Source organism: Thalassotalea castellviae, assembly GCF_031846185.1.
GTDB classification, from domain to species: Bacteria; Pseudomonadota; Gammaproteobacteria; order Enterobacterales; family Alteromonadaceae; genus Thalassotalea_H; species Thalassotalea_H castellviae.
Genome location: NZ_JAVRIF010000001.1, coordinates 76,905 through 100,852, shown reverse-complemented (window position 1 = coordinate 100,852; position 23,948 = coordinate 76,905). Strand labels below are relative to the sequence as shown.

Here is a 23,948-nt window from a genome sequence, read left to right as displayed (position 1 = left end):
CCTTAACGAATTATTTATCGTTTACTTAGGTCTTAATAAAAACAGACTTGTCAAAGTAGAGTTTAATTTTGTTGAAAAATTTAGTTATTCAAATAACAATATTTTTTGTTATTTTTCAATTACTCACTTGGTTTAAAGAATCAAGAATGCTTGATACGCAGCAAAATTTAAGCGCGCTAAACTTTAATGTACCAACAGTAACAGGTGAGGTGGTTTCATTAACGGCTAATGAAAAAACAGTCATCTACTTTTTTGCCCCATGGTGTAGTATTTGTCATGCCAGTATCGAAAATTTACAAGCACTTTATGAGAAAAATGAAACAATAAATGTGATAGCGGTTGCCTTAGATTTTGTTGATGTTGAAGAAATTGAAGCTTTTGTCGCTCAGCATCAATTAACTTTTCCGGTCGCAATCGGCAATGAAAATGTTAAACAAGCATACAAAGTTCCCGGTTATCCGAGTTATTATGTCATTGATGAAGATAATACAGTTATTTCAAAATCTATCGGATATTCAACGGAGATAGGTCTTTATTTAAGATCATTTTAGTACTTCTGATCTGATATCTGATTGTGTACACTAGGACTTTCAAATAATAAAATAGATCTTATCCTATGCAAATTTCTGCTCAATTTGATAGCGGCAACATTCATGTTATAGAAGCCGATACCCCCAACAATATTATTTTAGAAATAAATAAAGATAATCAATCAGATTTCTTCCAATGGTTTCACTTTAAATTAAATAATAATGTTCGTGCAGAACATATTATGACGATAAGAAATGCTGGTAAATCTGCGTTTGTTGACGGTTGGGAAAATTATCAAGCACTTGCTTCTTACGATAGAGAACATTGGTTTAGAGTTCCTACAGAATTCGATGGTGAAAACCTTACTATCACTTTTACTCCCGATCACGATAGCGTGTATTTTGCTTATTTTACGCCCTATAGTTATGAGCGCCACCAAGACTTATTACACCAAGCTCAGTTAGATGTTGACTGTCAATTGCAAGTATTAGGGCAAACAATCGACGGACGAGATATGTCGGTGTTAAAAGTGGGTGAAGAAGGTGAAAATAAAAAAGTCATCTGGTTAACTGCGCGACAACACCCTGGTGAAACTATGGCCGAATGGTTTATGGAAGGCTTTATTGATAGATTACTTGATGAAGATGATGGAGTTGCTCGTGCCTTACTTAATAAAGCAGTATTTTATTTAGTACCCAATATGAATCCTGACGGCTCCGTAAGAGGTAACTTAAGAACAAATGCTGCTGGTGCTAATTTAAATCGTGAATGGGCTACACCTAGCATGGAAACAAGTCCTGAAGTTTACCTTGTGCGAAATAAAATGTTAGAAACAGGCGTTGATATGTTTCTTGATATACACGGTGACGAAGCGCTTCCGTATAATTTTGTTGCTGGTTGTGAAGGTATTCCTTCGTACGATGAACGACATCATTCATTGGAAGAATCTTTTAAAGATATATTATTAGCGATCACGCCAGAGTTTCAAGATGAGTTTGGTTATGATAAAGACGAAGCAGGTCAAGCAAACCTGACGCTGGGTGCAACTTGGGTTGGTGAACAGTTCAAGTGTTTATCCTATACCATTGAAATGCCATTTAAAGATAATGACTTACTGCCAGATCATAGTGTAGGTTGGTCTGATAATAGAAGTAGTTTATTTGGTCGAGATGTTTTAACGGCTATTTATCATATTGTAGATGAGTTACGATAATCCGTTACCCACTACATATAAAATAATTATAATAATTTCAGGAGTTAATAGTGCAAGAATTAGTCGATACCCTTAATGGTTATATTTGGAGTTCGTATCTTATTTACCTTTGTTTAGGTGCCGGGATATTTTTCTCCATTGCCACACGCTTTACCCAAATTCGTCATTTTAGAGAAATGTGGCGCCTGTTAATGTCAGGTAAAAGTTCCGAGAAAGGCATTTCATCATTCCAAGCGCTTGCAGTTTCTCTTTCTGGTCGAGTCGGAACCGGTAATATTGCTGGTGTAGCTGCCGCTATTGGTTTTGGCGGTCCAGGTGCTGTGTTTTGGATGTGGGTTGTAGCCTTTTTAGGCGCTGCCACAGCTTATATTGAATCGACCAACGCACAAATTTATAAAGAAGAAGAAGATGGCGTTTATCGCGGTGGTCCCGCTTATTATATTGAAAAAGCCATGGGGCAAAAATGGTATGCATGGACGTTTGCGCTTGCCACTATTTTAGCTTGTGGTTTATTACTACCGGTTGTGCAATCAAATGGTATTGGTGATGCATTAGTAAATGTATTTGGTCAAGGGGGCACGGTTAATTCTGTTATTGGAGAGTTACCATTAACCAAAGTATATGCCGCTGTTTTTATTGTCATAATTCTTGGTTTTATTATCTTTGGCGGAGTTAAACGCATTGCTAGTTTCACGCAAGTTGTTGTGCCATTTATGGCGCTTGCTTATATTATCATTGCATGTTCAATTATCGCGTTAAATATTGATAAATTACCGGGAATATTCTCACTGATTATTACAGATGCATTCACACCAATGGCTGGTTTTGGTGCCGCGATAGGTTGGGGGGTAAAACGTGGTGTTTATTCTAATGAAGCCGGTCAAGGTACTGGACCTCATGCTGCAGCTGCTGCAGAAGTTGACCATCCCGCTCAACAAGGTTTAGTGCAGTCATTTTCTGTATACATTGATACGTTATTTGTTTGTTCTGCCACAGCGTTTATGATTTTAATTACTCAGTCATATAACGTGATGCCAGAAGGAGCAACCGCTTTCGTTGAACAAAATTTAGCGGAAAATGTTGTGATCAATGGTCCCGCTTTCACGCAAATAGCAGTGGATAGTGTATTAACTGGCGTTGGTAAGCCATTTATCGCGTTAGCATTGTTTTTCTTCGCATTCACAACAGTATTAGCTTACTACTTTATTGCTGAAAACAATGTTTCTTATATAAATCGAACGATTAAATTCCCAGTATTAAGATTTTTCTTAAAACTATTAATTATGTGCGCTGTTTTTTACGGTACCGTCGCAGAGCCAAGTGCTGCTTGGGGAATGGGGGATGTTGGTGTTGGCATTATGGCGTGGTTAAATATTATCGGAATTATCATCATATTCTTTATGTCTAAACCTGCTATAAAAGCATTAAAAGATTATGAACGACAGCAAAAAGAAGGTGTAAGTGAGTACACATTTGATCCTAAATCATTAGGGATTAAAAATGCTGACTTTTGGGAAAAAAAATTCGAAAACGATAGTAAAAAATAATATCGAATTATTTAATAAAAAACGCCCATAAGGGCGTTTTTTTTATTTTAATTAGGTAGAATATCGCCATTGAAATTAAGAGGGAAAGATATGGCTGTTATAAATTGTCCAAGTTGTCGTAAAAAAATTTCCGATAAAGCCAAATCATGTTCACATTGTCAAATTGATTTAGTGAACTTAGATGAAGAAAAACTTGCTGCGAATAGGCAAGTTGAACGTATCAATAAATCACAACGCATTATGACATGGTCATTTATTGCAATGTTAATGTTTTGTGGTGGCTTCTTAGTTTATTACTGGAAGAATGTGCAGCCTGGCACATGGCAATATTACCTTTCCGTAGGATCTACCGTAATTGGTTTTTTTATCTATATCGCTACGCGAGTGCAGTTAATCTTATTAAAACGAGAGAGTAAATAATATGGATCTACACCAAGTCGTCGATAATATGTCACCAGAGATGTATCAACGATTAAAACATGCAGCAGAAACCGGTAAATGGCCAGAAGGTACTCCGGTTGAACAAGCACAACGAGATTCTGCATTACAACTTTCTATGGCGTATCAAGCTAGACATTTAAATTCAGATCAAATGTTAACTGTTGGCTCAGATGGTGAGTTAGTCACTAAAACCAAACGTGAATTAAAAAGTCAATTTAGTGCAGATAATAACAAGGGTGAAATAACAGCGTGTAATAAAGAAAACACGCCAATACAAGACGATATAGCTAGGTTTACTGATATATGATTTTTTCTCGGTTCCGCAATAAAAGTACGTGGCAAAGTAAAGATAGTAATACGCGCATTAGTGCTGTTAACAATGACTTAGATATTTCTAATGTCGAACAAAAAGACATTTTACTCTCGTTATTAGCAAAGGATCCCAATGAACTTGTTCGTCGTGCCGTTTTAATTAAATTCAATGATTTTTCACTTTGGCAACAAACTAGTGAAAACAATGATGACATTAATGTTCGTGATTATGCGAGAAAAGAAGTTGTAGCGATTATTTTAAATCAGCGGAGCTTAAAATTATCCAAAGATGAAAAGTTGGCTTATTTAAATGAACAGCCAACATTAGCATTCTTAGAAACCTGGCTTAAAGAAGAGTCAGACCCACAAATAGTTATCGCCATTTACCAAAAACTTGCGAAACCGCAATTAGCTTTAACCGTATTCAAACACCATAACCATATTGAAATCCAACAGTATTTAGTTGAACAAGCTACAAGTATTGATAATTTAGAAAAATTATTGAAAAAAAGCACGATAGCTGAAATTACTGAATCCATAAAAGCTAAAATTATTGCCATAAAAATTGAACAAGAAAAACCGATTAAAATTGCCAAGCGAGCGCAATTAATTTTAGCTAAGCTCCTTGCCTTAAAGGATGTCAGTGATTATCAAACCGTTTTGGAAAAACAAGCGTCTTTAACGAAAGAATGGGGTGATTTAACCACTGACTTTACATGCTTAGAAGAATCACAACAGTTAACTTTTACTACAAAATATCAAGATATTAATGATCAGCTTGAAAAAATATTTGCCGTGAAAGCCGAATTATTTGCACAACAAAAGATCGCTGATGCTTTAGAAAAAGAAAAACAATTGCTCACTAAACAGTTTGCTGAACATATTCAAAAATATGAGCAATCTTTAAGTGATGCTATTTTTAATAGTATTCAAATAGATGAAGACGAATTTATTCAACAACTTACTCAACTTCAAGCAACTATCGATACATCCGTATTAGCAGCAAAAGAAAAACATACGTTTATTAAGCAAGTTGAAGTAATAAAAAATAAACTGTCAAAGTTACCTGAAATAGCTGAGTCGTTAACGCAAGCCACGCATCTTATCTCTAAGATGTCGCAACATGCTGTGCCTGAAAATTTAACCCAATTAAGAGAACAAGAAGCGAGCTATCAAGCGTGGCTAGAAAATTGGCAGCTTATCAGTGAAAAATCAAATGGCAGCTTACCTGACTCTATTGTGCAATCATACCAAGTGATTGTTAATCAGTGGGATATAGCATTAAAACCCTTACATCAACAACAAAAACAAAACTTTCATCAGGTACAGCGAAAACTGAATGATTTCAATCGGTTAATATCCCAAGGGAAATTTAATCCTTGCTTTGGCTTATTCAAAAAGATCAAATCCAGCTATGAATTATTAAGTGGTCAACAACAGCATAGATTAGAACGCGAGTTTACTGCCGCGCAGGAAAAAATCAATGAACTCAGTGATTGGGAACATTATGTTTCAACGCCGAAAAAACAAGCATTACTCGAGCAAATCAATCTGTTGGTTAACGTTCCTTTAGATAATCCCATTGAACAAGCAAGTAAGGTAAAAGCATTTCGTCAACAATGGAATGCTTTAGGTCATGCTGAAGATGATGTTGAACAAGAATTGAATGATAAGTTTAATCACGCTTGTGAACAGGCGTTTGCTCCATGTCGATTGTTTTATGCAGAGCAAGATAAAATCCGTGCTAACCATCTTACTAACCGGTTAACTATCCTCGAAGAGGTCGCTACTTTCACGGCGAATTTTGATGAAGAAAATGTTAATTGGAAATCAATTGACGCAAAAATTAATCAATTAAAGCAAAAGTGGCGTGATGCAGGTGAGGTTGATAGAGAAAAATATAAAACACTCAATGAAGAATTTAATACCTTACTTAAGCCTATTAAACTGGCGATTCATCAGCATCATCTTAATAATAAAGATGAAAAATTGTCGTTAATAAAACAAGCTGAAAAAGTGTTAGCCGAAGAAAACATTCAAGTGGCGGTTGATCACGTTAAAAAGTTACAAACTAAATGGCGTGACATAGGTTACAGCGGTCCAAAAGATGAAAATAAATTATGGCAACAATTTAGAACGATAAATGATCAAGTCTTCGCACGAAGAAATGAAGCACAAAACAAAGAAAAAGAACAAGCAATACAAATGTCTAATGATTTTATGCAATCGCTGGTTGAGATTGAACAGAAAGTGTCAACAGACAACTCGAGTAAAATTTTAAAGGCATGTCTAAGTGATTTAAAACAACTTAAAGATAAAGTGGCGCAACAGGCAGTTCCACTTAAAGCAGTTCAACAAAAAATTGAGACTTTACAGGTAAGTTTTCAAAAAACACTCACACAATTGAAACAACAAGAACGTGTTATTAATTGGCAACGTGTATTTTCGATACTTACAGAGTCTATCGACAGCACTATAGCTACAGACAGCAACGACTTTAACGCGTTACCGATGAGTTGGCAGAAAAAATTGGCGAACTTAACGAGTGAATCATGTGATCCGAACGATCGTCTTGCTAAAACGATTGCATTAGAAATTATGGCAAAAGTTGAATCTCCTGATGAAGACAAACAACAGCGATTAGCCATTCAAGTAGAATTAATGCAAAGCCATATGTCATCTGGCGAAACATTTAATTTAGAAGAACAGTTTTTTGAATGGCTTAATTTAGGACAACTTAGCTCGGAAGATAAACCATTATTAGCACGGGTACATAAGATCTTTATCGAAACATAATCAGTATCTGAAACTTCTATCGGGAAAAAATGCTTTTTCATGCTGAAATAAAATATTTCTGAAACACTGCTATATTAAATAACATACTTTAGGAGAAATCAGATGAAGTATGTTTATTTTTTGTTTTTGTTGCTGTGTCAATCGCAAGTTTTTGCGATTGAAGTCACCTTTATTAATCCTTCTGTGCCGGGAACTCCTTTTTGGGATAGAGTAACCGCCATCGCAAAAGCGGCCGCTGAAGATCTTGATATCAATTTAACCGTTGTGTATGGCAAAGATAACCGAGTCTTTAATTTACAGGCCATTCAAACCGTCACTTCAAAAAATATCTTACCTGATTATTTGATGTTTATGCCTTACGATGGCAACTCAGAGCTGTCATTTTCCACGTTGGAGAATGCTAAAATCCCTTTTATCACTTTAGAACGCACGCTTTTACCTGAAGAACAAAAACTTCTTGAGTTACCCCAAGAAAAATATCGTTATTGGCTCGGTGAAATTTTTCATGACAATACCGCTGCTGGAGAACTATTAGCGGATACCTTAATCGCTGGGGCTGTTAAAGATAACCAAAACATATTGAAAGTCGCCGGACTTGCGGGTAGTTTCAGTGGCGAATCAACTCAACGAACGTTAGGTTTAGAGAAAAGTATTGATAAACACGAAAATATTGAGTTATTACAAGTAGCTCCGGCTATATGGAGTCGTGAAAGAAGCCGATATATTATTCATCAAATGGCCGGCCGATTTGGGAAAATAGATATCGCTTGGGCTGCGTCAGATGGTATGGCGCTAGGGGTACTTGATTCTGTTAAAAGTGGCTACGAAGAAGTGAATCCTAAGATGAAAATTGGTGGTTTTGATTGGACGGTCGAAGCCATCGAAAAAGTGAAATCGAAAGAGTTAGTCGCTACGGTAGGAGGGCATATTTTTCAAGCGGCGTGGGGGTTAATAAAAATATATGATCACCATCATGATAAAAATGTTTTCATCAAAGGTCTTGATCAAAAAACTTATGACCTACAAGTTATTGATCAAGACAATATTGATACCTTTTATCTACTTGCGGAAAAAGTAGCGTGGCAAAAGGTGGATTTTAATGTGTTCACTTTAACAACTACGAATAATGACCATTATAATTTTGATATTGCCTTAGTCATGCAAATGCTCAATTAAGGTTTAAGTTAACAAACATTTCGTGGAACTAATTTAACGTCAACTCACCGCGTAAGTTTTCTTGTAATTTAGAGCGAATTTCATCGGCGGAAAAATTTTGACTTAATAAATAATGTAATTTCGTCAAAGTCGCTTCTAGAGTCATATCGGCACCGCTGATCACACCACATTGACTTAATGAAACTCCGGTGGCGTAACCATCCATATTTACCGTACCTTTTATACATTGACTACAGTTTACAATAATGATCCCTTGCTGATGTGCCTTTGCTAAACAGTTAAGTAAAGCTTCATCTTGAGGGGCATTACCAACCCCATAACTTCTAATAATCAGGGCTTTAACAGGTTGCTTGATTATATTTTTAATCAGCTCTGCACTTATTCCAGGATATAAATGCACAACCCCTACCGGTTGAGGAGTAATGCTAGAAAGAGTCACTTTGTTGTTTGTGCTCTCATTTATTTTTCCTGCAAGTACTTTAATATTAATACCGGCTTCTAACAGCGGTGACATATTTGGTGAATCAAACGCATTAAAGCCATCTGCATAAGCTTTTATCGAACGGTTTCCTCGAAATAATCGATTATTAAAAAATAATCCAACTTCGTTTATCGGGTAGTTTGCGGCAATAAATAATGAATTGAGTAAATTCACCTGTCCATCTGAACGTAATTGGCTAAAAGGAATTTGCGAGCCTGTTACTATAATAGGCTTAGATAAATTTTCGAACATAAACGACAAGGCTGAACTGGTATAAGCCATAGTATCTGTGCCATGCAAAACAACAAAACCATCGTAAGCGTGATAGTTTTTATCTATATCATCAGCAATTCTTTGCCAGTCAGCTGGTGTCATATTGGATGAATCAATTAATGGCTGATATTCATGAATAGTGAAATCAGGCATTTCTTCACGATGAAAATCAGGCATGGCATTTATTGATTCGGTTAAATGACCTTTAACGGGTATGTAACCATTTTGACTAGCTTTCATACCAATGGTACCGCCAGTGTAAGCAATGTATATTCGTTTCTTCATTATTATAATCTGTTAGTTAAGAGCATTAAAAAGCCCCGGAAGTCGGGGCTATAATAACAAATATTTGTTTTAGATCATGAGTTAATTTATCTGACAAGCTAAACAAAATGAATAGATCCCTTGTGGATCATTAAGCTTACTAAGGGCTTGGTATTCATTTCGTATAGACAAGAGTAATTTATCTATAACGTTCGGTGTTCGAACTTGCTGCTCAGGCAATATTTTTACTGCTTGACCAAAGAAACTTTCAAAAAAGAGATCTTGTGGTGAACGTTCTTTTTCGATTAATAAGGTTTCAAACGAATCAAGTTTTGCTAGGTTTGCCGCTTCATTAATCGCATCATCTAAATTACCTAATTCATCCACTAAACCTAGTTCCTTAGCTCGCATACCTGACCAAACGCGCCCTTGAGCAATAGCATCTACTTGTTCTAATGACATATTTCGATTACTCGCTACCAGCTCAATAAAGTCTTGATAACCACGCTCAATGCCTAATTGAAAAATTTGCGCCATGCCATCGTTTAGAGGACGTGTTACGCCAAAACCCGCTATTTCGGTTGTTCCAACGCCATCAGTGTGAATGCCAAGTTGACTTAATGAGTTTTCAAAGGTCATGAAGAAACCAAAAATACCAATAGACCCTGTGATAGTTGTTGGCGATGCAAAAATTTTATCTGCTGGTGCAGAAATCCAATAGCCACCCGAGGCTGCATAAGTGCCCATAGAAGCAATCACAGGTTTACCTGCCGCTTTTATTAATTCTATTTCTTGGCGGATAATGTCTGAAGCATAAGCACTACCACCTGGACTATCAACCCGAAGCACCACGGCTTTTACTTGACTGTTTAAGCGTGCTTTTTTCAAATATCGAGCCGTACTATCACCACCTATGGTACCTGGGCTTTGCGTGCCATCTAATATAGTCCCTTTGGCAACAATCAAAGCAACTTGATCACCAGTGTTTTGATACGCGGGAAAAGGATCCGATGTTGCTTTTAAGTATTCTTTAAATGATATTTGATTAAAAGTATTGTGGTTATTTTGACCAACGAGTGAAATCATTTCTTGGGTGATTTCTTGGCGAGTTTTTAATTGATCAACCCAATGATTGGTTAACGCGTATTGTGCTATTTTTCCGTCTACACGCTGCAGTTTTTCCAGTAAGGCATCAGTGGTTTCATCAAAATTATCTATGCTAAATTCACGCTGACTAGCAACATCGAGTTTATATTGTTGCCATAGATCTGATAACCACTGTTTATTGGATTCTTTGGCAGCAGGGGACATATCGTCACGCATATAAGGCTCAACGGCAGATTTATAAGTGCCAACCCTAAAGATATGTTGGCTAATAGACAGTTTTTCTAATGCTGATTTAAAATATAATTGGTAGCGGCCATAGCCATCTAACATCATCCAGCCATTTGGGTTTAACCAAATTTCATCGGCGTAACTGGCTAAATAATACTGGTCTTGTTGAAAATGATCGCCGTATGCAATAACTTTTTTACCTGTTGCTTTAAATGCTTCGATACTTTCAGCAATATCTCTTAGTTTGGTTAACCCCGCACTTTTCATGCCTTGTAATTGTAATGCTAATACCTGAATTCTATTATCGTTTTTTGCGGTATCTATCACATTGATGATATCAGCCAATAACACCTCTGGAGTTTCAGGAGGTTGATCAAACGCTTCATTTAAAAAAGCATCCATTGGTTTAATTTCTTGTTTTTGTTCAACAATATCGCCTTTTAAATTTAATACCAGTGCCGCTTTATTGGGAACATTAATTTCGTCTTCATCGGCAGTTAATACAATAAATAACAGCAATAACACCGTAAAAAATACTAAGTTAACGATAATTTTTCGGGAGATATTGAGGAGTTCAAAAAGACTTTTTGAGATGCGCTTAATTGCACTTGGATGTTCATTCATAAATAACCATGTTACCGACTAAAATTAATACCCTATGCTAATGAAATCTCACCCCTTTATGTAGTAATAATTGTAAAAAAATACATATTTTGTTAATCCATTGAAATTATTGTTAGTGAGCAGGGTTCTTATAAGTATCTTTATTTACATAAAATGACTTATGTTGCTGATTTCGTTTTACCATAAATTATTGGATAAACTCCATTACGTTAATGGCTTACCGGCTTTTCTGATTCGCTTATATTTAGCTCCTGTTTTTATTATGGCAGGTTATAGCAAACTACAATTATCGGATCCTTCTGTGTCTGGAATAGAGCAATTTTTTGCCTCGCCAGATATCGTCCAATGGTTAGGTAATGCTGACTGGGGACTTGGTTTACCTTTTCCTGAGCTGTTAGCTAATTTAGCTGCTTGGAGTGAGTTTTTAGGAGGATGGCTACTTTTGTTCGGATTATTCACTCGATTAATTTCAATTCCTCTAATGTTTACCATGATCATTGCCGCCACTGCTGTTCATGGCGAAAATGGATGGTTTGCCATTACGCCAACAAATCCAGATATTAGTCCTGCCAAAGTGTTCGTTTGGTTAGGCTTTGAACAGGCAAGTAGCAGTTTAGACAATAGCCTTGAAGCGGCTAAACGTTTAGAAGCCATGCGGGGGTTATTAGCAGAAAATGGTCATACTGAATGGTTATATGAAACAGGCTCAATCGTTGTGCTAAATAATGGCATTGAGTTTGCGTCGACTTATTTTATATTATTATTGGCGTTGTTTTTTATTGGTGCTGGGAGGTTTACCAGCATAGATCATTACCTATATAATCACTGGCTAAAACCTCGTTTAGTGAATAAAAATAGAATATGAATGCAATAGATCTGCTTATTACTCGTCAATCTACTCCTCAATTAATCGCGCCTTCACCCGATAAAACCGACTTGGAACTTATTTTAACAGCAGGGATGCGGGTGCCTGATCATGCAGGATTATTACCTTTTCACTTCACCGTTGTACAAAATGAAGGATTAACAAAACTCAGTGATATTTTTGTTCAGGCGATAAAACCCTCAACGACAGATCAAGCTAAGTTAGATAAAACAGCGAAAATGCCTTTTAGAGCACCGTTAATTGTGGTTGTTTCCACTCAATATCAACGCCACGATAAGGTACCAAAACATGAGCAACTTATCACGGCGGGTTGTTGTGTACATGCCATGCAAATGGCCAGCGTAGCATTAGGCTATGGTGCGATGTGGCGAACAGGGGATTTAAGTTTAAATGATCATGTTAAACAGGCGTTATCAATTGATTTACATGAAGATATCGTTGGCTTTTTATATATTGGTACGCAAGCTAAATCGTTACCGTTAAAACCAACAAAACTATATGATGATCGGGTCAGTTATTTATAATTCGGCCGGTTTCTGTTGATAACTCATCCCGTGTCAAAGGGTACTGACTTGCTTTTAAAGCCGTGTTAGATAAAGCAGATAAAATGAACAAGACAAAAAAAAGCCCTTATTAAAGGGCTTTGTAATTCATAAGGTATTAATGCAGTGTAGGATACACTTAATTATCTAAAAAGCCGCATTATTTGGTGTTCTTGGGAATGGGATCACGTCACGAACATTTTGCATACCTGTTGCGTACGCTACTAAACGTTCAAACCCTAAACCAAAACCAGAATGAGGCACAGTGCCGTATCTACGTAGATCACGATACCAGCTATAATCTTCTTGATTGAGGTTCATTTCTGCTAAACGCGAATCAAGGACATCAAGACGTTCTTCACGTTGGCTACCACCAATAATTTCACCAATACCTGGTGCTAAAATATCCATTGCAGCAACCGTTTTACCATCGTCATTTAAACGCATATAGAACGATTTAATATCTTTTGGATAGTTCTGTAGAACGACTGGGCCATTAAAGTGTTCTTCTGCTAAATAACGTTCATGCTCTGAATTTAAATCAACTCCCCAAGAAACAGGATTTTCGAACTTTTTATCACAGTTTTCTAAAATGGTAATTGCGTCAGTGTAATCAAGGCGAACAAAGTCGTTATTGATCACTGAATTTAAACGATCAATGACGGTTTTATCAACACGTTGTTGGAAAAACGCCATGTCGTCGGCACGTTCTTCAAGTACAGCAGTAAAAACATATTTCAACATTTCTTCTGCCAGATCGGCGGCATCGGCTAAATCAGCAAAAGCTATTTCAGGTTCAATCATCCAAAACTCCGCTAAATGACGCGTGGTATTTGAATTTTCAGCACGGAAGGTTGGCCCAAAGGTATACACTTTGGAAAGGGCACATGCATATGTTTCAACGTTTAGTTGGCCTGAAACCGTTAAAAAGGTTTCTTTGCCAAAAAAGTCTTTTTGGTAATCAACATCGCCTTTGTCTGTTCTCGGTAAGTTTTCCATATCTAACGTACTTACGCGGAACATTTCACCTGCGCCTTCACAATCACTGCCGGTAATTAAAGGGGTACTGATCCAAAAATAACCTTTGCTATGTAAAAAGCGATGAACCGCTTGGGCTAAGCTATTTCTAACACGAGTGACAGCGCCACCAATATTTGTTCGTGCACGTAAGTGAGCTTGTTCACGTAAAAACTCAATACTATGACGTTTAGCTGCCATTGGGTAAGTATCAGGATCATCCACTAAGCCATGAACGACAACATTGGTTGCTTGAATTTCATATGACTGACCTTTACCTGGAGATTCAACTAAAATACCCGTCACTTTAACTGCAGCACCGGTAGTCAGTTTTAAAACTTCAGATTGATAATTGTCTAGTTCACTTGGCGTAATTGCTTGTATGGCATCAAAACATGAACCGTCATGTATCGCTAAAAATGAAATACCTGCTTTAGAATCACGGCGAGTTCTGATCCAACCGTTGATGGTTATTTCTTCGTTTACAGGGTATTGTCCTGCTAAGACATCAGTAATTGCTATAACTGACATTTATCAACCTCTTTGCTAGTAAATTTTTGTTCTCGAAATAAGGAGGGATATGTTACCGTGCTTGTACTGTTTAACAAGTAAAAGTTGAGTTTTACGGTCTAATTATTGATGAATTTTTATAAATTTTTAAATCAAAGGCATTTTTATGGAGTCAGATAAACAAGAACGGAGGCGATCAGAAGATTTTTGGTTAAAAGCTATTCGTATTTCTACCTTGTTAGCGTGGGGATTATTTACCATTGCGTTGATCATTTCGTACTATGCAGCACCTGAAAATGATTATGGTGTTTTACGTTATCACAATATCTCGATTAGAAAATTCTGGTTAACACCTTTGACTGGGTATTTATATATTATGTTATGGTTAAGTGCTTTATTTAGCTATATCTCTATTTTTGTGCACAAATATCGCAGCAGAAGAAAAACCGACAATAAACAATTTAATGTCTTTCTATTGTTTATTGTCTCTATCGCATGGGTTGCTTATATTGTTACTAGACTGGTTTAATCGAGAAAACACTCATCTTCCGAAAGGACAGTTTTAATCGCTAAAACCAGTTGGCTTATTTGTGTCTTGTTGATCACTAACGGCGGCATGATATAAATTAGCTTACCAAAAGGGCGGATCCAAACCCCTAACTCAACAAAACGTTTTTGAATCGTTGCCACATTAACCGCATGAGTGGTTTCAACCACCCCAATACTGCCAAGCACACGAGTACTGGCTACTTTGTTACATTGCTTTAATGGTAATAATTGTTGTTGGAACTGTAGTTCAATCGAACTAATTTTATGTTGCCAATCTTGATTAATTAATAAGTCAATACTCGCATTTGCAACAGCACAGGCAAGGGGGTTAGCCATATAAGTGGGGCCATGCATAAAACAACTGGCTTCACCTTCGCTAATGGTTTGCGCTATTTCAGCCGTACAAAGGGTTGCTGCTAAGGTTAGGTAACCACCGGTTAATGTTTTTCCTAAGCACATAATATCAGGTGAAATATTAGCCCATTCACAAGCAAATAATTTTCCTGTACGGCCTAAACCTGTGGCAATTTCATCTGCGATAAATAAAATTTGATATTGATCACATAACTGACGTACCGCTTTTAAGTAATTAGGATGATAAAAACGCATGCCGCCAGTGCCTTGAACAATAGGCTCAATAATAAAGGCGGCTGTTTCGTGATGATGTTGTTTAAATAAAGCTTCTAGTGTCGTGATTTCATCATCGTGCCAAGTTTCATCAATGTTTATACTTGGTGCAGGAGCAAAAATACTCTTCATCAGTACTTTTTCGAAAATTTGATGCATACCTGTAATGGGGTCACACACGGACATTGCTGCAAAAGTGTCACCGTGATAGCCGTTTCTGACGGTCATAACTCGGTACTTATCTGCTTGTCCTTTACTTTGCCAATATTGCAACGCCATTTTCAATGCGACTTCTACTGCAACAGAGCCGCTATCAGAGAAAAAGACTTTGTCTAATGTTTTCGGGGTTAAATGAATCAGCTTTTTGGCTAAATCAATCGCCGGTTGATGAGTAAGGCCACCAAACATAATATGAGAAAAATCCTGAGCTTGTTCTGTTAACGCTTGATTAAGTACAGGATGATTATAACCATGTAAAACTGACCACCAAGAAGACATACCATCAATCAATGTCTCACCGGATGAAAGTTTAATTTCTACTCCATGAGCAGATTCGACAAGGTATGACGGTAATGGTTTTGACATTGACGTATAAGGGTGCCAGATGTGTTGGCGATCAAATTCAAGTAATTCTGTATGTTTATTGTTCATATGTAAACTTTTTGTGGTGTTTTTTGTTGACAACTCGCTAATGCGCCATAGACTACCCGTTAAAATTATATGATGCAATTTCAATTAAAATAGGCTGTAGCGCAATGGTTCAAGATAATCAATTAGGCATTAACCCCAATAGTCAAATCCGTCACGATTGGTCACATGCTGAAGTGAAAGCATTATTTGACTTACCTTTTAATGATTTAATGTTTAAAGCACAAACGGTTCACCGTGAAAATTTCAATCCAAATGAAGTGCAAGTCAGTACATTATTGTCTATTAAAACAGGTGCTTGTCCTGAAGATTGTAAATATTGTTCTCAAAGTGCTCGTTATAACACGGACATAGAAAAAGAACGGTTAATGGAAGTAGAAAAAGTACTTGAAGCCGCAAAAATTGCTAAAGAACAAGGTTCAACACGCTTTTGTATGGGAGCCGGATGGAGAAACCCAAAAGCTCGTGATATGCCATATGTTGTAGAAATGGTGAAAGGCGTAAAAGCCATGGGGTTGGAAACTTGCATGACCTTAGGCATGATTGATAGCGATCAAGCCGGTGAACTACAAGAAGCTGGTTTAGACTACTATAACCATAATCTTGATACTTCACCTGAGCATTATAATTCAATTATTACTACCCGTAGTTACCAAGACCGTTTAGACACCTTACAAAACGTGCGAGATGCCGGCATGAAAGTGTGTAGTGGTGGCATTGTTGGTTTAGGCGAAAAAGCACAAGACCGTGTCTCGTTTTTAGCCCAACTCGCGAATTTACCTAAGCACCCTGACAGTGTGCCAATTAACATGTTAGTGAAAATAGCAGGCACGCCATTAGCAGATGTCGACGATTTAGATCATTTCGATTTTATTCGTTGTATTGCCGTTGCCCGTATCATGATGCCCAAAAGTCATGTTCGTTTATCAGCAGGCCGAGATGCCATGAATGAACAAATGCAATCCATGTGCTTTTTAGCTGGAGCTAATTCAATCTTTTATGGTTGTAAACTACTAACCACAGGTAATCCTGAAGCGAATAAAGATATGCAGTTATTTGCAAAATTAGGGATAAATACTGAAACGGTTGATAGCCCTGATCAAAATGACGAAAAAGCCATTCACACTGCTGTGATCAATCAGCAGAACAGTGAATTGTTTTATGATGCTACTCAAGCATAGTCTGCGTTTAACTGACTAAACATTATGGCTTTTGAATATCTTGCTGAGCAACTCGCTCAGCAAAAACTTACCCATCGTTTCAGGCAACGCCAATGTATTGCAAAGCAACAAGAAGCAAACCTTTTCTGTAATGATAAAGAATATTTAAATTTTTCTTCGAATGATTATTTAGGGTTAAATCAACACCCCGATATTAACCATGCTTTACAAGAAGGGGTTAGTAAATTTGGTGTATCGTCTTGTTCTTCCAGTTTAGTGACTGGTTTTAGTTATGCTCATAACGTGTTAGAAAATACTTTATGCGAATGGTTAAACAAACCAAAGTGTTTGTTATTTAATAGTGGGTTTTCTGCAAATCATGGTCTATTGAGTGCTTTAGCATGTGAGCAAACACAATTTTGGTTAGATAAACTCTCTCATGCATCGCTTATCGATGGAGCATTGTCAGGAAAAGCGAAAGTGAAACGCTTTTTACACAATAACTATCAGCAACTGGAACAATTATTACTGAAAAAATCTTTAGCAAACAATCTTATTGTTTCTGAAGGAGTATTTAGCATGGATGGTGATCAAGCCGATATAAATGCCTTACAAAAAATCGCGCAAAAACACCAAGCTTGGCTATATTTAGACGATGCTCATAGCCTTGGGATCATAGGTGAAAAAGGTCAAGGCAGTGTCAGTATTAATCCGCACGTTGATATCGTTATGGCGACATTTGGCAAAGCTGTTGCCACATCAGGTGCGTTTATTGCGTGTGATGAAACACTGCATGATTATTTGATTAATTTTTCACGTCATTATATTTATTCAACCGCAATGTCACCGGCAATTGCTTGGGCAACAAATAAGAGTGTCGAAATTATTCAAAAGGACAATTGGCGACGTGAAAAAATTGCAGAGTTAAGTAGACTTTTTGCCAAAAGTTTAAATGATAACATCGAAATGATCCCAACATCCTCATCAATTCACGCCATAATCGTCGGTGATGAAAAGAAGAGCTTAGACATTGCAGAGAAATTAAAAGCTAAGGGTATTTGGTTAACAGCAATTAGACCTCCGACTGTTCCTAATGGCACATCTCGGTTACGTGTTACTATTTGTGCTAATCATAATAAACAAGATATCAAGTACTTAGCTGAAAACATTAATAAGGCCATCAATTGATGCCAGAAAATATAAATTTATCAAAGATAGCGCGATCATTTGGCTCAGCCAGTGAGTCGTACGATATTTCTGCTCGTTTACAACGTTATAGCGGAAAAAATTTAATGCCTTGGTTACCAAATCGTAACGATTTAACCGTGGTAGATTTAGGCAGCGGAACCGGATTTTTTACTGATATTTTAGCGTCTCGATATCATCAAGTGATTGGTTTAGATATATCGACGAAAATGTTGGAATTTGCCAAACACAATCGAAATGAGTCAATTGTTTGGTTAGAAGCCGACGCTTACCAGTTACCTTTTGCAAATGGTAGCATTGATCTGATTTATTCTAATTTGATGATCCAATGGTGTGAAGCTTTACCTGTTTTAAAAGCTGAAATCATTAGAGTGTTAAAACCAGGTGGTTTATTTATCTTTTCAACGTTAGTCGATGGAACCTTATTCGAACTAAAATCGTCGTGGGCACAAGTTGATGATGATAAACATGTTATTGATTTTAAAACTGAACAAGACCTTTCCGCGATCTTCAATACCGATGAATCAAAGTTAATTGAATTTTCAAACAAAGATATTGTTTTAGAATATGAAAATGTGCTTCATCTTGCCAAAGAACTAAAAGGTTTAGGCGCTAACCAAGTGCCTAAAAAGCAATCAAAGGGCTTAGCAGGTAAAGATAAATGGCAAAAAATGATGGTTTCTTATCAGGACTTTCTTGAACCTAGTGGTATTTATCCTGCCACGTATAAAGTTTTTTCTGGCTTAATGGTAAAACTAAATGATTAAACTTTTTATTACTGCTACTGACACAGATGCGGGTAAAACTTATGTGGCGCAGTCGCTTATTACTGCACTTGTTGTACAGCAATTAACCGTTGCTGTTTATAAACCAATATCAGCAGGTTGTGATAAAGTCGAAATGCAGCAGGGGTTCCAGCTTGTTAATGAAGATGCCTTATTACTGGCAAATGCTTCAAATTGTCAACAATCGTTAGCGAACGTAAACCCGATTGCTTTTGAAGAACCCATTGCACCGCATATTGCCGCTCAAAAACATAATAAGGTGATAGATTTAGCTTTTCTTGATGAACATTATCAGAGTATCACCAATAATCATTGTGATGTTGTGATCACTGAAGGGGCTGGTGGCTGGCGCCTACCGCTAGGTAATGGACAATTTTTATCGCAATTTGTTCAAAGCAGCAAGCAAGACGTTATTCTCGTAGTTAATATGAAACTTGGTTGTTTAAATCATGCAATTTTAACTTATCAAGCAATTGTTTCAGACGGTTTAACGTGTGTAGGCTGGGTGGCAAATTGCCTAGACAACATGCCATATCTTGAGGAAAACATTGCTGAACTATCACAGTTTTTTCCTATGCCTTTGCTAGCACAACTTGATAAACAAACCGATATACAAAAAGCAGCGGCTAAATTTAATTTACAACCGCTTCTGGCTCATCTTTAACACGCTTGTACTTTTAAAACATAAGCGTCTTTAGAATATAACTGTCATACATAAGTTAATTATTTAATGCTTGTAAACACGCACTGGCAATAAAACCAGAGCGTGTTTTATGTGCTTCTGATTTACTCACCCGATCATCTATTTGTTTAATTAACAGCTCTGGCAATGTCACGTTAATTTTATGACTTTTGCCTAAATAGGGCGTGATGTCGATATCAACTAAACACCAAATTACCTGATTAATACTTTCCTGATGTTTCTCTATCGTTGACGCATGAGGAATACTTTCCCCATATTCAGCCAAAATCGAAAAGTGTGATGCCATGCTTTTTTCTATGTCGATTAAAGCTTGATCAATGGTCGTAGCATGACACTCGCAACCAGGTAGATCAGGCACGCTAACTTTATAGTGTTCACTGCCAATAATCTTTTTTAGTGCAATAGGGTATTTCATTGTTTTTGTCCCTTTTTAATGAGTTTATCATAGTAACCCTGATAACCCCTTATGGTCAACAACTAATAACCCTGATAACTCCGCTAGATTAGCATTAATAACTCTGGTAACCCTAAAATCGCAGACACCAATAACCCCGATAACTCTATGTTTTGGTGGTGTGAATATTCACTTTCAATGTAAATAAGTTAAATCGGTGGATATTTATTAAAGGTGTGATTAGCCATCTAAGCCAATAGAGATAAAGTACTAAGGAGTTATTAGGGTTGTAAATGATGTGGTAAATATAAGAAATTGCAGACGTTATCGTGTTAGTTACGACAGTTAAATATCCGAGATTGTCAGGTAGGAATTGCCTAAATTCGCTGGTAATTTTCAATAGTGTCTGATTATTTTAAAACCGATAACGGAAATTGAAAAAGAACATATTGAGATAATGGTGAATGCTTTTTTCATTAAATGCTGAAACTAAGCAGCTGAAAATACTTGATGAACTCAATTTAAAACTTGAAAAGAATCAAAACAATTGCAAGTTGTCATTAATGAAAGTCATCAAGTTTAATCAATGGTTTGTTTTTTGAAGTAGATGTTTATTTTATTGGCAATGTACAAGCTGTTGTTTACGATACCGGCTTGGTGAAACAGCAAAGGTTTTTTTAAATTGTTTAGAGAATTGATAAATATCAGCATAACCAACTTGGTGAGCAATTGCCCCGAGTTTAATATCAACATCAAATAACAACCTTTGCGCGGTTGCCATCCGTTTTCGAATAACATAATGACTAATACTGGTATCGAAATGCTGTCGAAATTGATGACAAAGATGGCTTCTAGAGACGCCAGCTAATGACGCTAATTCATCTAATACAATCGCTTGATTAAAATATTTGTCTAAATAGTTTTTAACACTGAGCACATAACTTGGCATTTTACTGTTTGGATTTTTTGTACCAATTTGTCTTGCTATGGCACGAGCCCAATTTTGAAAAAGGTTTTGGATAATAATGGGATCAAATGCAAAAGGGTGTAGCATTTCATCCATCATATTTTGTAAATGACAGATCATTACTGTCTCATCCGTTAAAGTTATCGGTGTTGCTATTGGTAATAAATTACTTTCAATTTGTGCATTTACCCATGTCCCTTCAATATGCATCCAAGAGTGGTATTCAATGCCTGCTTTGGTCGCCCAACTAAAAAATTGCTTTTCACCTGGTGGCCAAATGATCAACGTTTTAGCTTCAGTAGAAGGTGCTTTTTGTTGTTTAATCAATCTGGCCGGTTGATGAAACAACATGATCAACCAATCGCCCGTACCTATGGGTCTATCTACATTGGCATTTACCATCGGCTCTTTAATACCAATACCACGCACGGTCATTAACGATTCGGGCTGGAGTTCATCGCCAAACCAATGGCGAATAACCTTGTCATTATCGTCAGATAGCGGGTGATCCCAGCGTAAATAATCGGGGGGATTTTGATTCTGCACGCTTTACCTAATGTTTGTTAATTTTTACCAAATCACAATTTATCACAAGAAAATAGCAATAAGAACCATTTTAAATCAAATTTTTAAGGATAGAATCGTAATACAAAACAAATTAAAGGATGCTTTAATGGTCGATAATAAAAAAACAAATAATAAAAATAAATTATTTTTATGGGCGCTCACGTCATCTTTAGCGGGTTTTCTTTTTGGCTTTGACACTGTGGTTATTTCAGGTGCTGAGAAAACCATTCAATCGTTATGGGGGTTATCATCTACACTTCATGGCTTAGCGTTAAGCGCTGCATTATGGGGTACGGTTTTAGGAGCATTATTTGGCGGTTGGCCCACGGATCGGTTTGGTCGTGTAAAAACATTGATCGCCATTGGTGTGCTTTATTTAGTGTCGGCATTATGGTCAGCGTTAGCGACTGATCCTTATTCATTTATGATCGCTCGCTTTATTGGTGGTTTAGGAGTTGGGGTGTCAACCATTGTCGCACCTTTATATATTTCTGAGATATCACCAGCAGATAAACGTGGCCGTTTAACAGGTTTGTTCCAGTTTAATATTGTCTTTGGCATTCTTGTCGCTTTTATTTCTAATGCTTTGTTGGGTGGTATAGGTGAAAACGCGTGGCGATGGATGCTTGGTGTGGAAGCCATACCTGCGGTTATTTATTGTGCTTTTTGTTTTTTCTTGCCAGAAAGCCCACGATGGTTAATAGGTAAGTGTAAAAATATTGCATCAGGTAAACGAGTGTTAGCGCAAGTAAACCCACACATGACAGACAGTGAAATTGAGGACTTAACACAATCTATTGTCAATGCAGCCAACACAGTGGGAGTTAAAACACCTTTTTGGAGTCAACGCTTAAAATATCCCATCATTTTGGCGTTTTTAATTGCTTTTTTTAATCAATTATCAGGAATAAACGCGATTCTTTATTTTGCCCCTCGTATCTTTGAAATGACCGGTTTAGGGCAAGAGGCTGCATTATTACAGTCTGCTGGTATAGGTATTACCAACCTTATCGCTACCTTTGTTGGGTTATGGTTGATCGACCGTATTGGTAGAAGAACTTTACTTTATATAGGCTCTGTTGGTTATATACTTGCACTAGGAAGATGTGCATGGGCGTTTGCCAATGAAGTATATGCTATTGTTCCATTTTGTATTTTCTTCTTTATTGCCGCACATGCCGTAGGACAAGGAGCCGTAATTTGGGTCTTTATTGCAGAAATTTTCCCTACCGAGCACCGCACAACTGGTCAATCACTTGGTTGTTCTACCCATTGGGTATTTGCCGCTATGATGACATTGTTTTTTCCAACGGTTGTCACGGTTTTTTCACCACAATATGTTTTTGGCTTTTTCTGTTTGATGATGATAGGTCAACTCATTTGGGTATTTTTTATGGTGCCAGAGACAAAAGGTGTTCCCCTTGAAGCGTTACAAAAAAAACTGGGCATTGCTTCTCATAATGACATTGAAATTAAACAAAGTTCATCAATAGTAGGACAGTAAACAATGAAAAACCCTTTTAATATTGTAGGCATCGGCGAAGTGCTGTGGGATGTTTTCCCTGACGGACCTCGCTTTGGTGGTGCACCTGCTAATATGATTTGTGCTATCACGGATTTATCAGGCAAAAACGCTAAAGTTAATATGATAAGTGCTGTAGGTGCTGATCAATTAGGTGATGATGCGATTGCTTATTTGGCAAATCGACAAGTGAATGTAGGACTTATTGAAAAAGTAAACTATCCAACAGGTACGGTAACGGTAATGTTAGATGGTGCTAATCAAGCCAGTTATCAATTTGCTGATAATTGTGCTTGGGATAACTTAGTATGGTCATCCAAGCTTGCTGAAACTGCTGCATCAATTGATGCGGTTTGTTTTGGAAGCCTAGCTCAACGTAATGCTGGTTCAAGAGAGACCATTCATCGCTTTATTCAACACGTCCCTAAACAAGCGTTAAAAGTGTTTGATGTGAATTTAAGAGTGCCTTTTTATTCGACCGAAGTTATTCTGCAGTCACTTGAATTAGCGAATGTTCTAAAACTGAATGAAGAAGAATTACCGATTATTGCTAAAGTCGTTGGAATTTCAGGAGATAACCTCGAGTTACTTCAACAGTTAAAACAATTATATCAATTAACGACAATAGCTTTTACCCAAGGCGCGCAAGGTGCGGTGTTATTGCATCATGATGAAGTGATAGAAGTGCCAATTGTTGCCACGACGGTTATTGACACTGTCGGGGCGGGTGATTCGTTTACAGCGGCGCTTACCTTAGGTTTATTAAAAAACAAGCCGTTGAGTGAAATCGGTGAGTTTGCCAGTCTTGTATCATCCTATGTTTGCTCGCAGCGCGGAGCAACACCAGTTTTAACACATTTATAGAGAACGTT

Annotated in this window: 22 protein-coding genes; 16 read left to right on the top strand and 6 right to left on the bottom strand. The window is 37.1% G+C overall.

Going from position 1 to position 23,948, the window contains the following annotated elements; all coding sequences use genetic code 11:
* The first annotated feature begins 146 nt into the window (after positions 1 to 146).
* The 7 genes from RM573_RS00415 to RM573_RS00385 all read left to right on the top strand — a co-directional run bounded on the left by RM573_RS00415 (position 147) and on the right by RM573_RS00385 (position 8,016).
* Positions 147 to 551 (top strand): TlpA family protein disulfide reductase, encoded by a 405-nt coding sequence (locus RM573_RS00415; RefSeq protein ID WP_311575579.1) that lies wholly within the window; start codon positions 147 to 149, stop codon positions 549 to 551.
* Positions 552 to 616: 65 nt separating this feature from the next.
* Positions 617 to 1,744 (top strand): M14 family metallopeptidase, encoded by a 1,128-nt coding sequence (locus RM573_RS00410; RefSeq protein WP_311575575.1) that lies wholly within the window; start codon positions 617 to 619, stop codon positions 1,742 to 1,744.
* Positions 1,745 to 1,794: 50 nt separating this feature from the next.
* A complete protein-coding gene (locus RM573_RS00405; protein WP_311575569.1) occupies positions 1,795 to 3,291 on the top strand; it encodes an alanine/glycine:cation symporter family protein in 1,497 nt (498 codons plus the stop codon).
* Between the two features lie 90 nt (positions 3,292 to 3,381).
* Entirely contained in the window at positions 3,382 to 3,711 is a 330-nt protein-coding gene (locus RM573_RS00400) for a hypothetical protein (RefSeq protein WP_311575566.1), read from the top strand.
* A gap of 1 nt (position 3,712) precedes the next feature.
* Positions 3,713 to 4,039, top strand: coding sequence for a YeaC family protein (locus RM573_RS00395; protein WP_311575563.1), 327 nt, complete (start codon positions 3,713 to 3,715; stop codon positions 4,037 to 4,039).
* Positions 4,036 to 6,840 (top strand): DUF349 domain-containing protein, encoded by a 2,805-nt coding sequence (locus RM573_RS00390; protein ID WP_311575558.1) that lies wholly within the window; start codon positions 4,036 to 4,038, stop codon positions 6,838 to 6,840. The genes RM573_RS00395 and RM573_RS00390 overlap by 4 nt, the downstream gene beginning before the upstream one ends.
* A gap of 102 nt (positions 6,841 to 6,942) precedes the next feature.
* Complete coding sequence (locus RM573_RS00385) at positions 6,943 to 8,016, top strand: ABC transporter substrate-binding protein (protein ID WP_311575555.1); 1,074 nt, start codon at positions 6,943 to 6,945, stop codon at positions 8,014 to 8,016.
* A gap of 28 nt (positions 8,017 to 8,044) precedes the next feature.
* Here RM573_RS00385 and ansA read toward each other — a convergent pair whose 3' ends face one another.
* Complete coding sequence (gene ansA, locus RM573_RS00380; RefSeq protein WP_311577375.1) at positions 8,045 to 9,058, bottom strand: asparaginase; 1,014 nt, start codon at positions 9,056 to 9,058, stop codon at positions 8,045 to 8,047.
* A gap of 78 nt (positions 9,059 to 9,136) precedes the next feature.
* The gene (gene sppA, locus RM573_RS00375; RefSeq protein WP_311575552.1) at positions 9,137 to 10,993 is read right to left on the bottom strand and encodes a signal peptide peptidase SppA; all 1,857 of its coding nucleotides are present in this window, start codon (positions 10,991 to 10,993) and stop codon (positions 9,137 to 9,139) included.
* Positions 10,994 to 11,153: 160 nt separating this feature from the next.
* Here sppA and RM573_RS00370 point away from each other — a divergent pair, with 160 nt between their 5' ends.
* Both RM573_RS00370 and RM573_RS00365 read left to right on the top strand, forming a co-directional pair.
* On the top strand, positions 11,154 to 11,858 hold the full coding sequence (locus RM573_RS00370) for an HvfX family Cu-binding RiPP maturation protein (protein WP_311575549.1): 705 nt from the start codon (positions 11,154 to 11,156) through the stop codon (positions 11,856 to 11,858).
* The gene (locus RM573_RS00365) at positions 11,855 to 12,403 is read left to right on the top strand and encodes an NAD(P)H nitroreductase (RefSeq protein WP_311575545.1); all 549 of its coding nucleotides are present in this window, start codon (positions 11,855 to 11,857) and stop codon (positions 12,401 to 12,403) included. The genes RM573_RS00370 and RM573_RS00365 overlap by 4 nt, the downstream gene beginning before the upstream one ends.
* Positions 12,404 to 12,568: 165 nt before the next feature.
* On the opposite strand, the gene asnS is transcribed toward RM573_RS00365, so the two are convergent.
* Positions 12,569 to 13,969, bottom strand: coding sequence for an asparagine--tRNA ligase (gene asnS, locus RM573_RS00360; RefSeq protein WP_311575542.1), 1,401 nt, complete (start codon positions 13,967 to 13,969; stop codon positions 12,569 to 12,571).
* A 145-nt stretch (positions 13,970 to 14,114) separates the two neighbouring features.
* Between asnS and RM573_RS00355 the strand changes: the two genes are divergently transcribed.
* Positions 14,115 to 14,477, top strand: a complete 363-nt coding sequence (locus RM573_RS00355; protein WP_311575538.1) for a hypothetical protein — start codon at positions 14,115 to 14,117, stop codon at positions 14,475 to 14,477.
* Here the strand turns inward: RM573_RS00355 and bioA are convergent.
* A complete protein-coding gene (gene bioA, locus RM573_RS00350) occupies positions 14,474 to 15,775 on the bottom strand; it encodes an adenosylmethionine--8-amino-7-oxononanoate transaminase (RefSeq protein WP_311575533.1) in 1,302 nt (433 codons plus the stop codon). The two genes, RM573_RS00355 and bioA, sit on opposite strands and share 4 nt — an antisense overlap.
* A gap of 104 nt (positions 15,776 to 15,879) precedes the next feature.
* Between bioA and bioB the strand changes: the two genes are divergently transcribed.
* From bioB to bioD, 4 genes are read left to right on the top strand one after another with little or no spacing between them, the layout of a single operon-like run.
* Positions 15,880 to 16,953: a biotin synthase BioB gene (bioB, locus tag RM573_RS00345; RefSeq protein ID WP_311575529.1), complete on the top strand. Its 1,074-nt coding sequence runs from the start codon at positions 15,880 to 15,882 to the stop codon at positions 16,951 to 16,953.
* Between the two features lie 24 nt (positions 16,954 to 16,977).
* Positions 16,978 to 18,120 carry an aminotransferase class I/II-fold pyridoxal phosphate-dependent enzyme gene (locus RM573_RS00340; RefSeq protein ID WP_311575523.1) on the top strand — a complete coding sequence of 381 codons (1,143 nt, stop codon included), beginning with the start codon at positions 16,978 to 16,980 and terminating at the stop codon, positions 18,118 to 18,120.
* Positions 18,120 to 18,905: a malonyl-ACP O-methyltransferase BioC gene (gene bioC, locus RM573_RS00335; protein WP_311575518.1), complete on the top strand. Its 786-nt coding sequence runs from the start codon at positions 18,120 to 18,122 to the stop codon at positions 18,903 to 18,905. The genes RM573_RS00340 and bioC overlap by 1 nt, the downstream gene beginning before the upstream one ends.
* Complete coding sequence (bioD, locus tag RM573_RS00330) at positions 18,898 to 19,587, top strand: dethiobiotin synthase (RefSeq protein ID WP_311575514.1); 690 nt, start codon at positions 18,898 to 18,900, stop codon at positions 19,585 to 19,587. The genes bioC and bioD overlap by 8 nt, the downstream gene beginning before the upstream one ends.
* Before the next feature lie 55 nt (positions 19,588 to 19,642).
* Here bioD and RM573_RS00325 read toward each other — a convergent pair whose 3' ends face one another.
* Both RM573_RS00325 and RM573_RS00320 read right to left on the bottom strand, forming a co-directional pair.
* Entirely contained in the window at positions 19,643 to 20,041 is a 399-nt protein-coding gene (locus RM573_RS00325) for a type II toxin-antitoxin system HicB family antitoxin (protein ID WP_311575509.1), read from the bottom strand.
* Between the two features lie 595 nt (positions 20,042 to 20,636).
* Positions 20,637 to 21,533 (bottom strand): helix-turn-helix transcriptional regulator, encoded by an 897-nt coding sequence (locus tag RM573_RS00320; RefSeq protein WP_311575505.1) that lies wholly within the window; start codon positions 21,531 to 21,533, stop codon positions 20,637 to 20,639.
* Between the two features lie 10 nt (positions 21,534 to 21,543).
* Here RM573_RS00320 and RM573_RS00315 point away from each other — a divergent pair, with 10 nt between their 5' ends.
* Complete coding sequence (locus RM573_RS00315; protein WP_311575501.1) at positions 21,544 to 23,058, top strand: sugar porter family MFS transporter; 1,515 nt, start codon at positions 21,544 to 21,546, stop codon at positions 23,056 to 23,058.
* Between the two features lie 3 nt (positions 23,059 to 23,061).
* Positions 23,062 to 23,940 carry a carbohydrate kinase family protein gene (locus RM573_RS00310; protein WP_311575497.1) on the top strand — a complete coding sequence of 293 codons (879 nt, stop codon included), beginning with the start codon at positions 23,062 to 23,064 and terminating at the stop codon, positions 23,938 to 23,940.
* Positions 23,941 to 23,948: the final 8 nt, after the last annotated feature.

What these genes read in the sequence shown, in the direction of transcription:
- RM573_RS00355 (WP_311575538.1), top strand. Translation starts at nt 14,115, where the DNA reads ATGGAGTCAGATAAACAAGAACGGAGGCGATCAGAAGATTTTTGGTTA.
- bioC (WP_311575518.1), top strand. Translation starts at nt 18,120, where the DNA reads ATGCCAGAAAATATAAATTTATCAAAGATAGCGCGATCATTTGGCTCA.
- bioD (WP_311575514.1), top strand. Translation starts at nt 18,898, where the DNA reads ATGATTAAACTTTTTATTACTGCTACTGACACAGATGCGGGTAAAACT.
- RM573_RS00365 (WP_311575545.1), top strand. Translation starts at nt 11,855, where the DNA reads ATGAATGCAATAGATCTGCTTATTACTCGTCAATCTACTCCTCAATTA.
- asnS (WP_311575542.1), bottom strand. Translation starts at nt 13,969, where the DNA reads ATGTCAGTTATAGCAATTACTGATGTCTTAGCAGGACAATACCCTGTA.
- RM573_RS00400 (WP_311575566.1), top strand. Translation starts at nt 3,382, where the DNA reads ATGGCTGTTATAAATTGTCCAAGTTGTCGTAAAAAAATTTCCGATAAA.
- RM573_RS00310 (WP_311575497.1), top strand. Translation starts at nt 23,062, where the DNA reads ATGAAAAACCCTTTTAATATTGTAGGCATCGGCGAAGTGCTGTGGGAT.
- RM573_RS00385 (WP_311575555.1), top strand. Translation starts at nt 6,943, where the DNA reads ATGAAGTATGTTTATTTTTTGTTTTTGTTGCTGTGTCAATCGCAAGTT.
- bioA (WP_311575533.1), bottom strand. Translation starts at nt 15,775, where the DNA reads ATGAACAATAAACATACAGAATTACTTGAATTTGATCGCCAACACATC.
- sppA (WP_311575552.1), bottom strand. Translation starts at nt 10,993, where the DNA reads ATGAATGAACATCCAAGTGCAATTAAGCGCATCTCAAAAAGTCTTTTT.
- RM573_RS00340 (WP_311575523.1), top strand. Translation starts at nt 16,978, where the DNA reads ATGGCTTTTGAATATCTTGCTGAGCAACTCGCTCAGCAAAAACTTACC.
- bioB (WP_311575529.1), top strand. Translation starts at nt 15,880, where the DNA reads ATGGTTCAAGATAATCAATTAGGCATTAACCCCAATAGTCAAATCCGT.
- RM573_RS00415 (WP_311575579.1), top strand. Translation starts at nt 147, where the DNA reads ATGCTTGATACGCAGCAAAATTTAAGCGCGCTAAACTTTAATGTACCA.
- RM573_RS00395 (WP_311575563.1), top strand. Translation starts at nt 3,713, where the DNA reads ATGGATCTACACCAAGTCGTCGATAATATGTCACCAGAGATGTATCAA.
- RM573_RS00370 (WP_311575549.1), top strand. Translation starts at nt 11,154, where the DNA reads ATGTTGCTGATTTCGTTTTACCATAAATTATTGGATAAACTCCATTAC.
- RM573_RS00410 (WP_311575575.1), top strand. Translation starts at nt 617, where the DNA reads ATGCAAATTTCTGCTCAATTTGATAGCGGCAACATTCATGTTATAGAA.
- RM573_RS00390 (WP_311575558.1), top strand. Translation starts at nt 4,036, where the DNA reads ATGATTTTTTCTCGGTTCCGCAATAAAAGTACGTGGCAAAGTAAAGAT.
- RM573_RS00325 (WP_311575509.1), bottom strand. Translation starts at nt 20,041, where the DNA reads ATGAAATACCCTATTGCACTAAAAAAGATTATTGGCAGTGAACACTAT.
- RM573_RS00315 (WP_311575501.1), top strand. Translation starts at nt 21,544, where the DNA reads ATGTTTGTTAATTTTTACCAAATCACAATTTATCACAAGAAAATAGCA.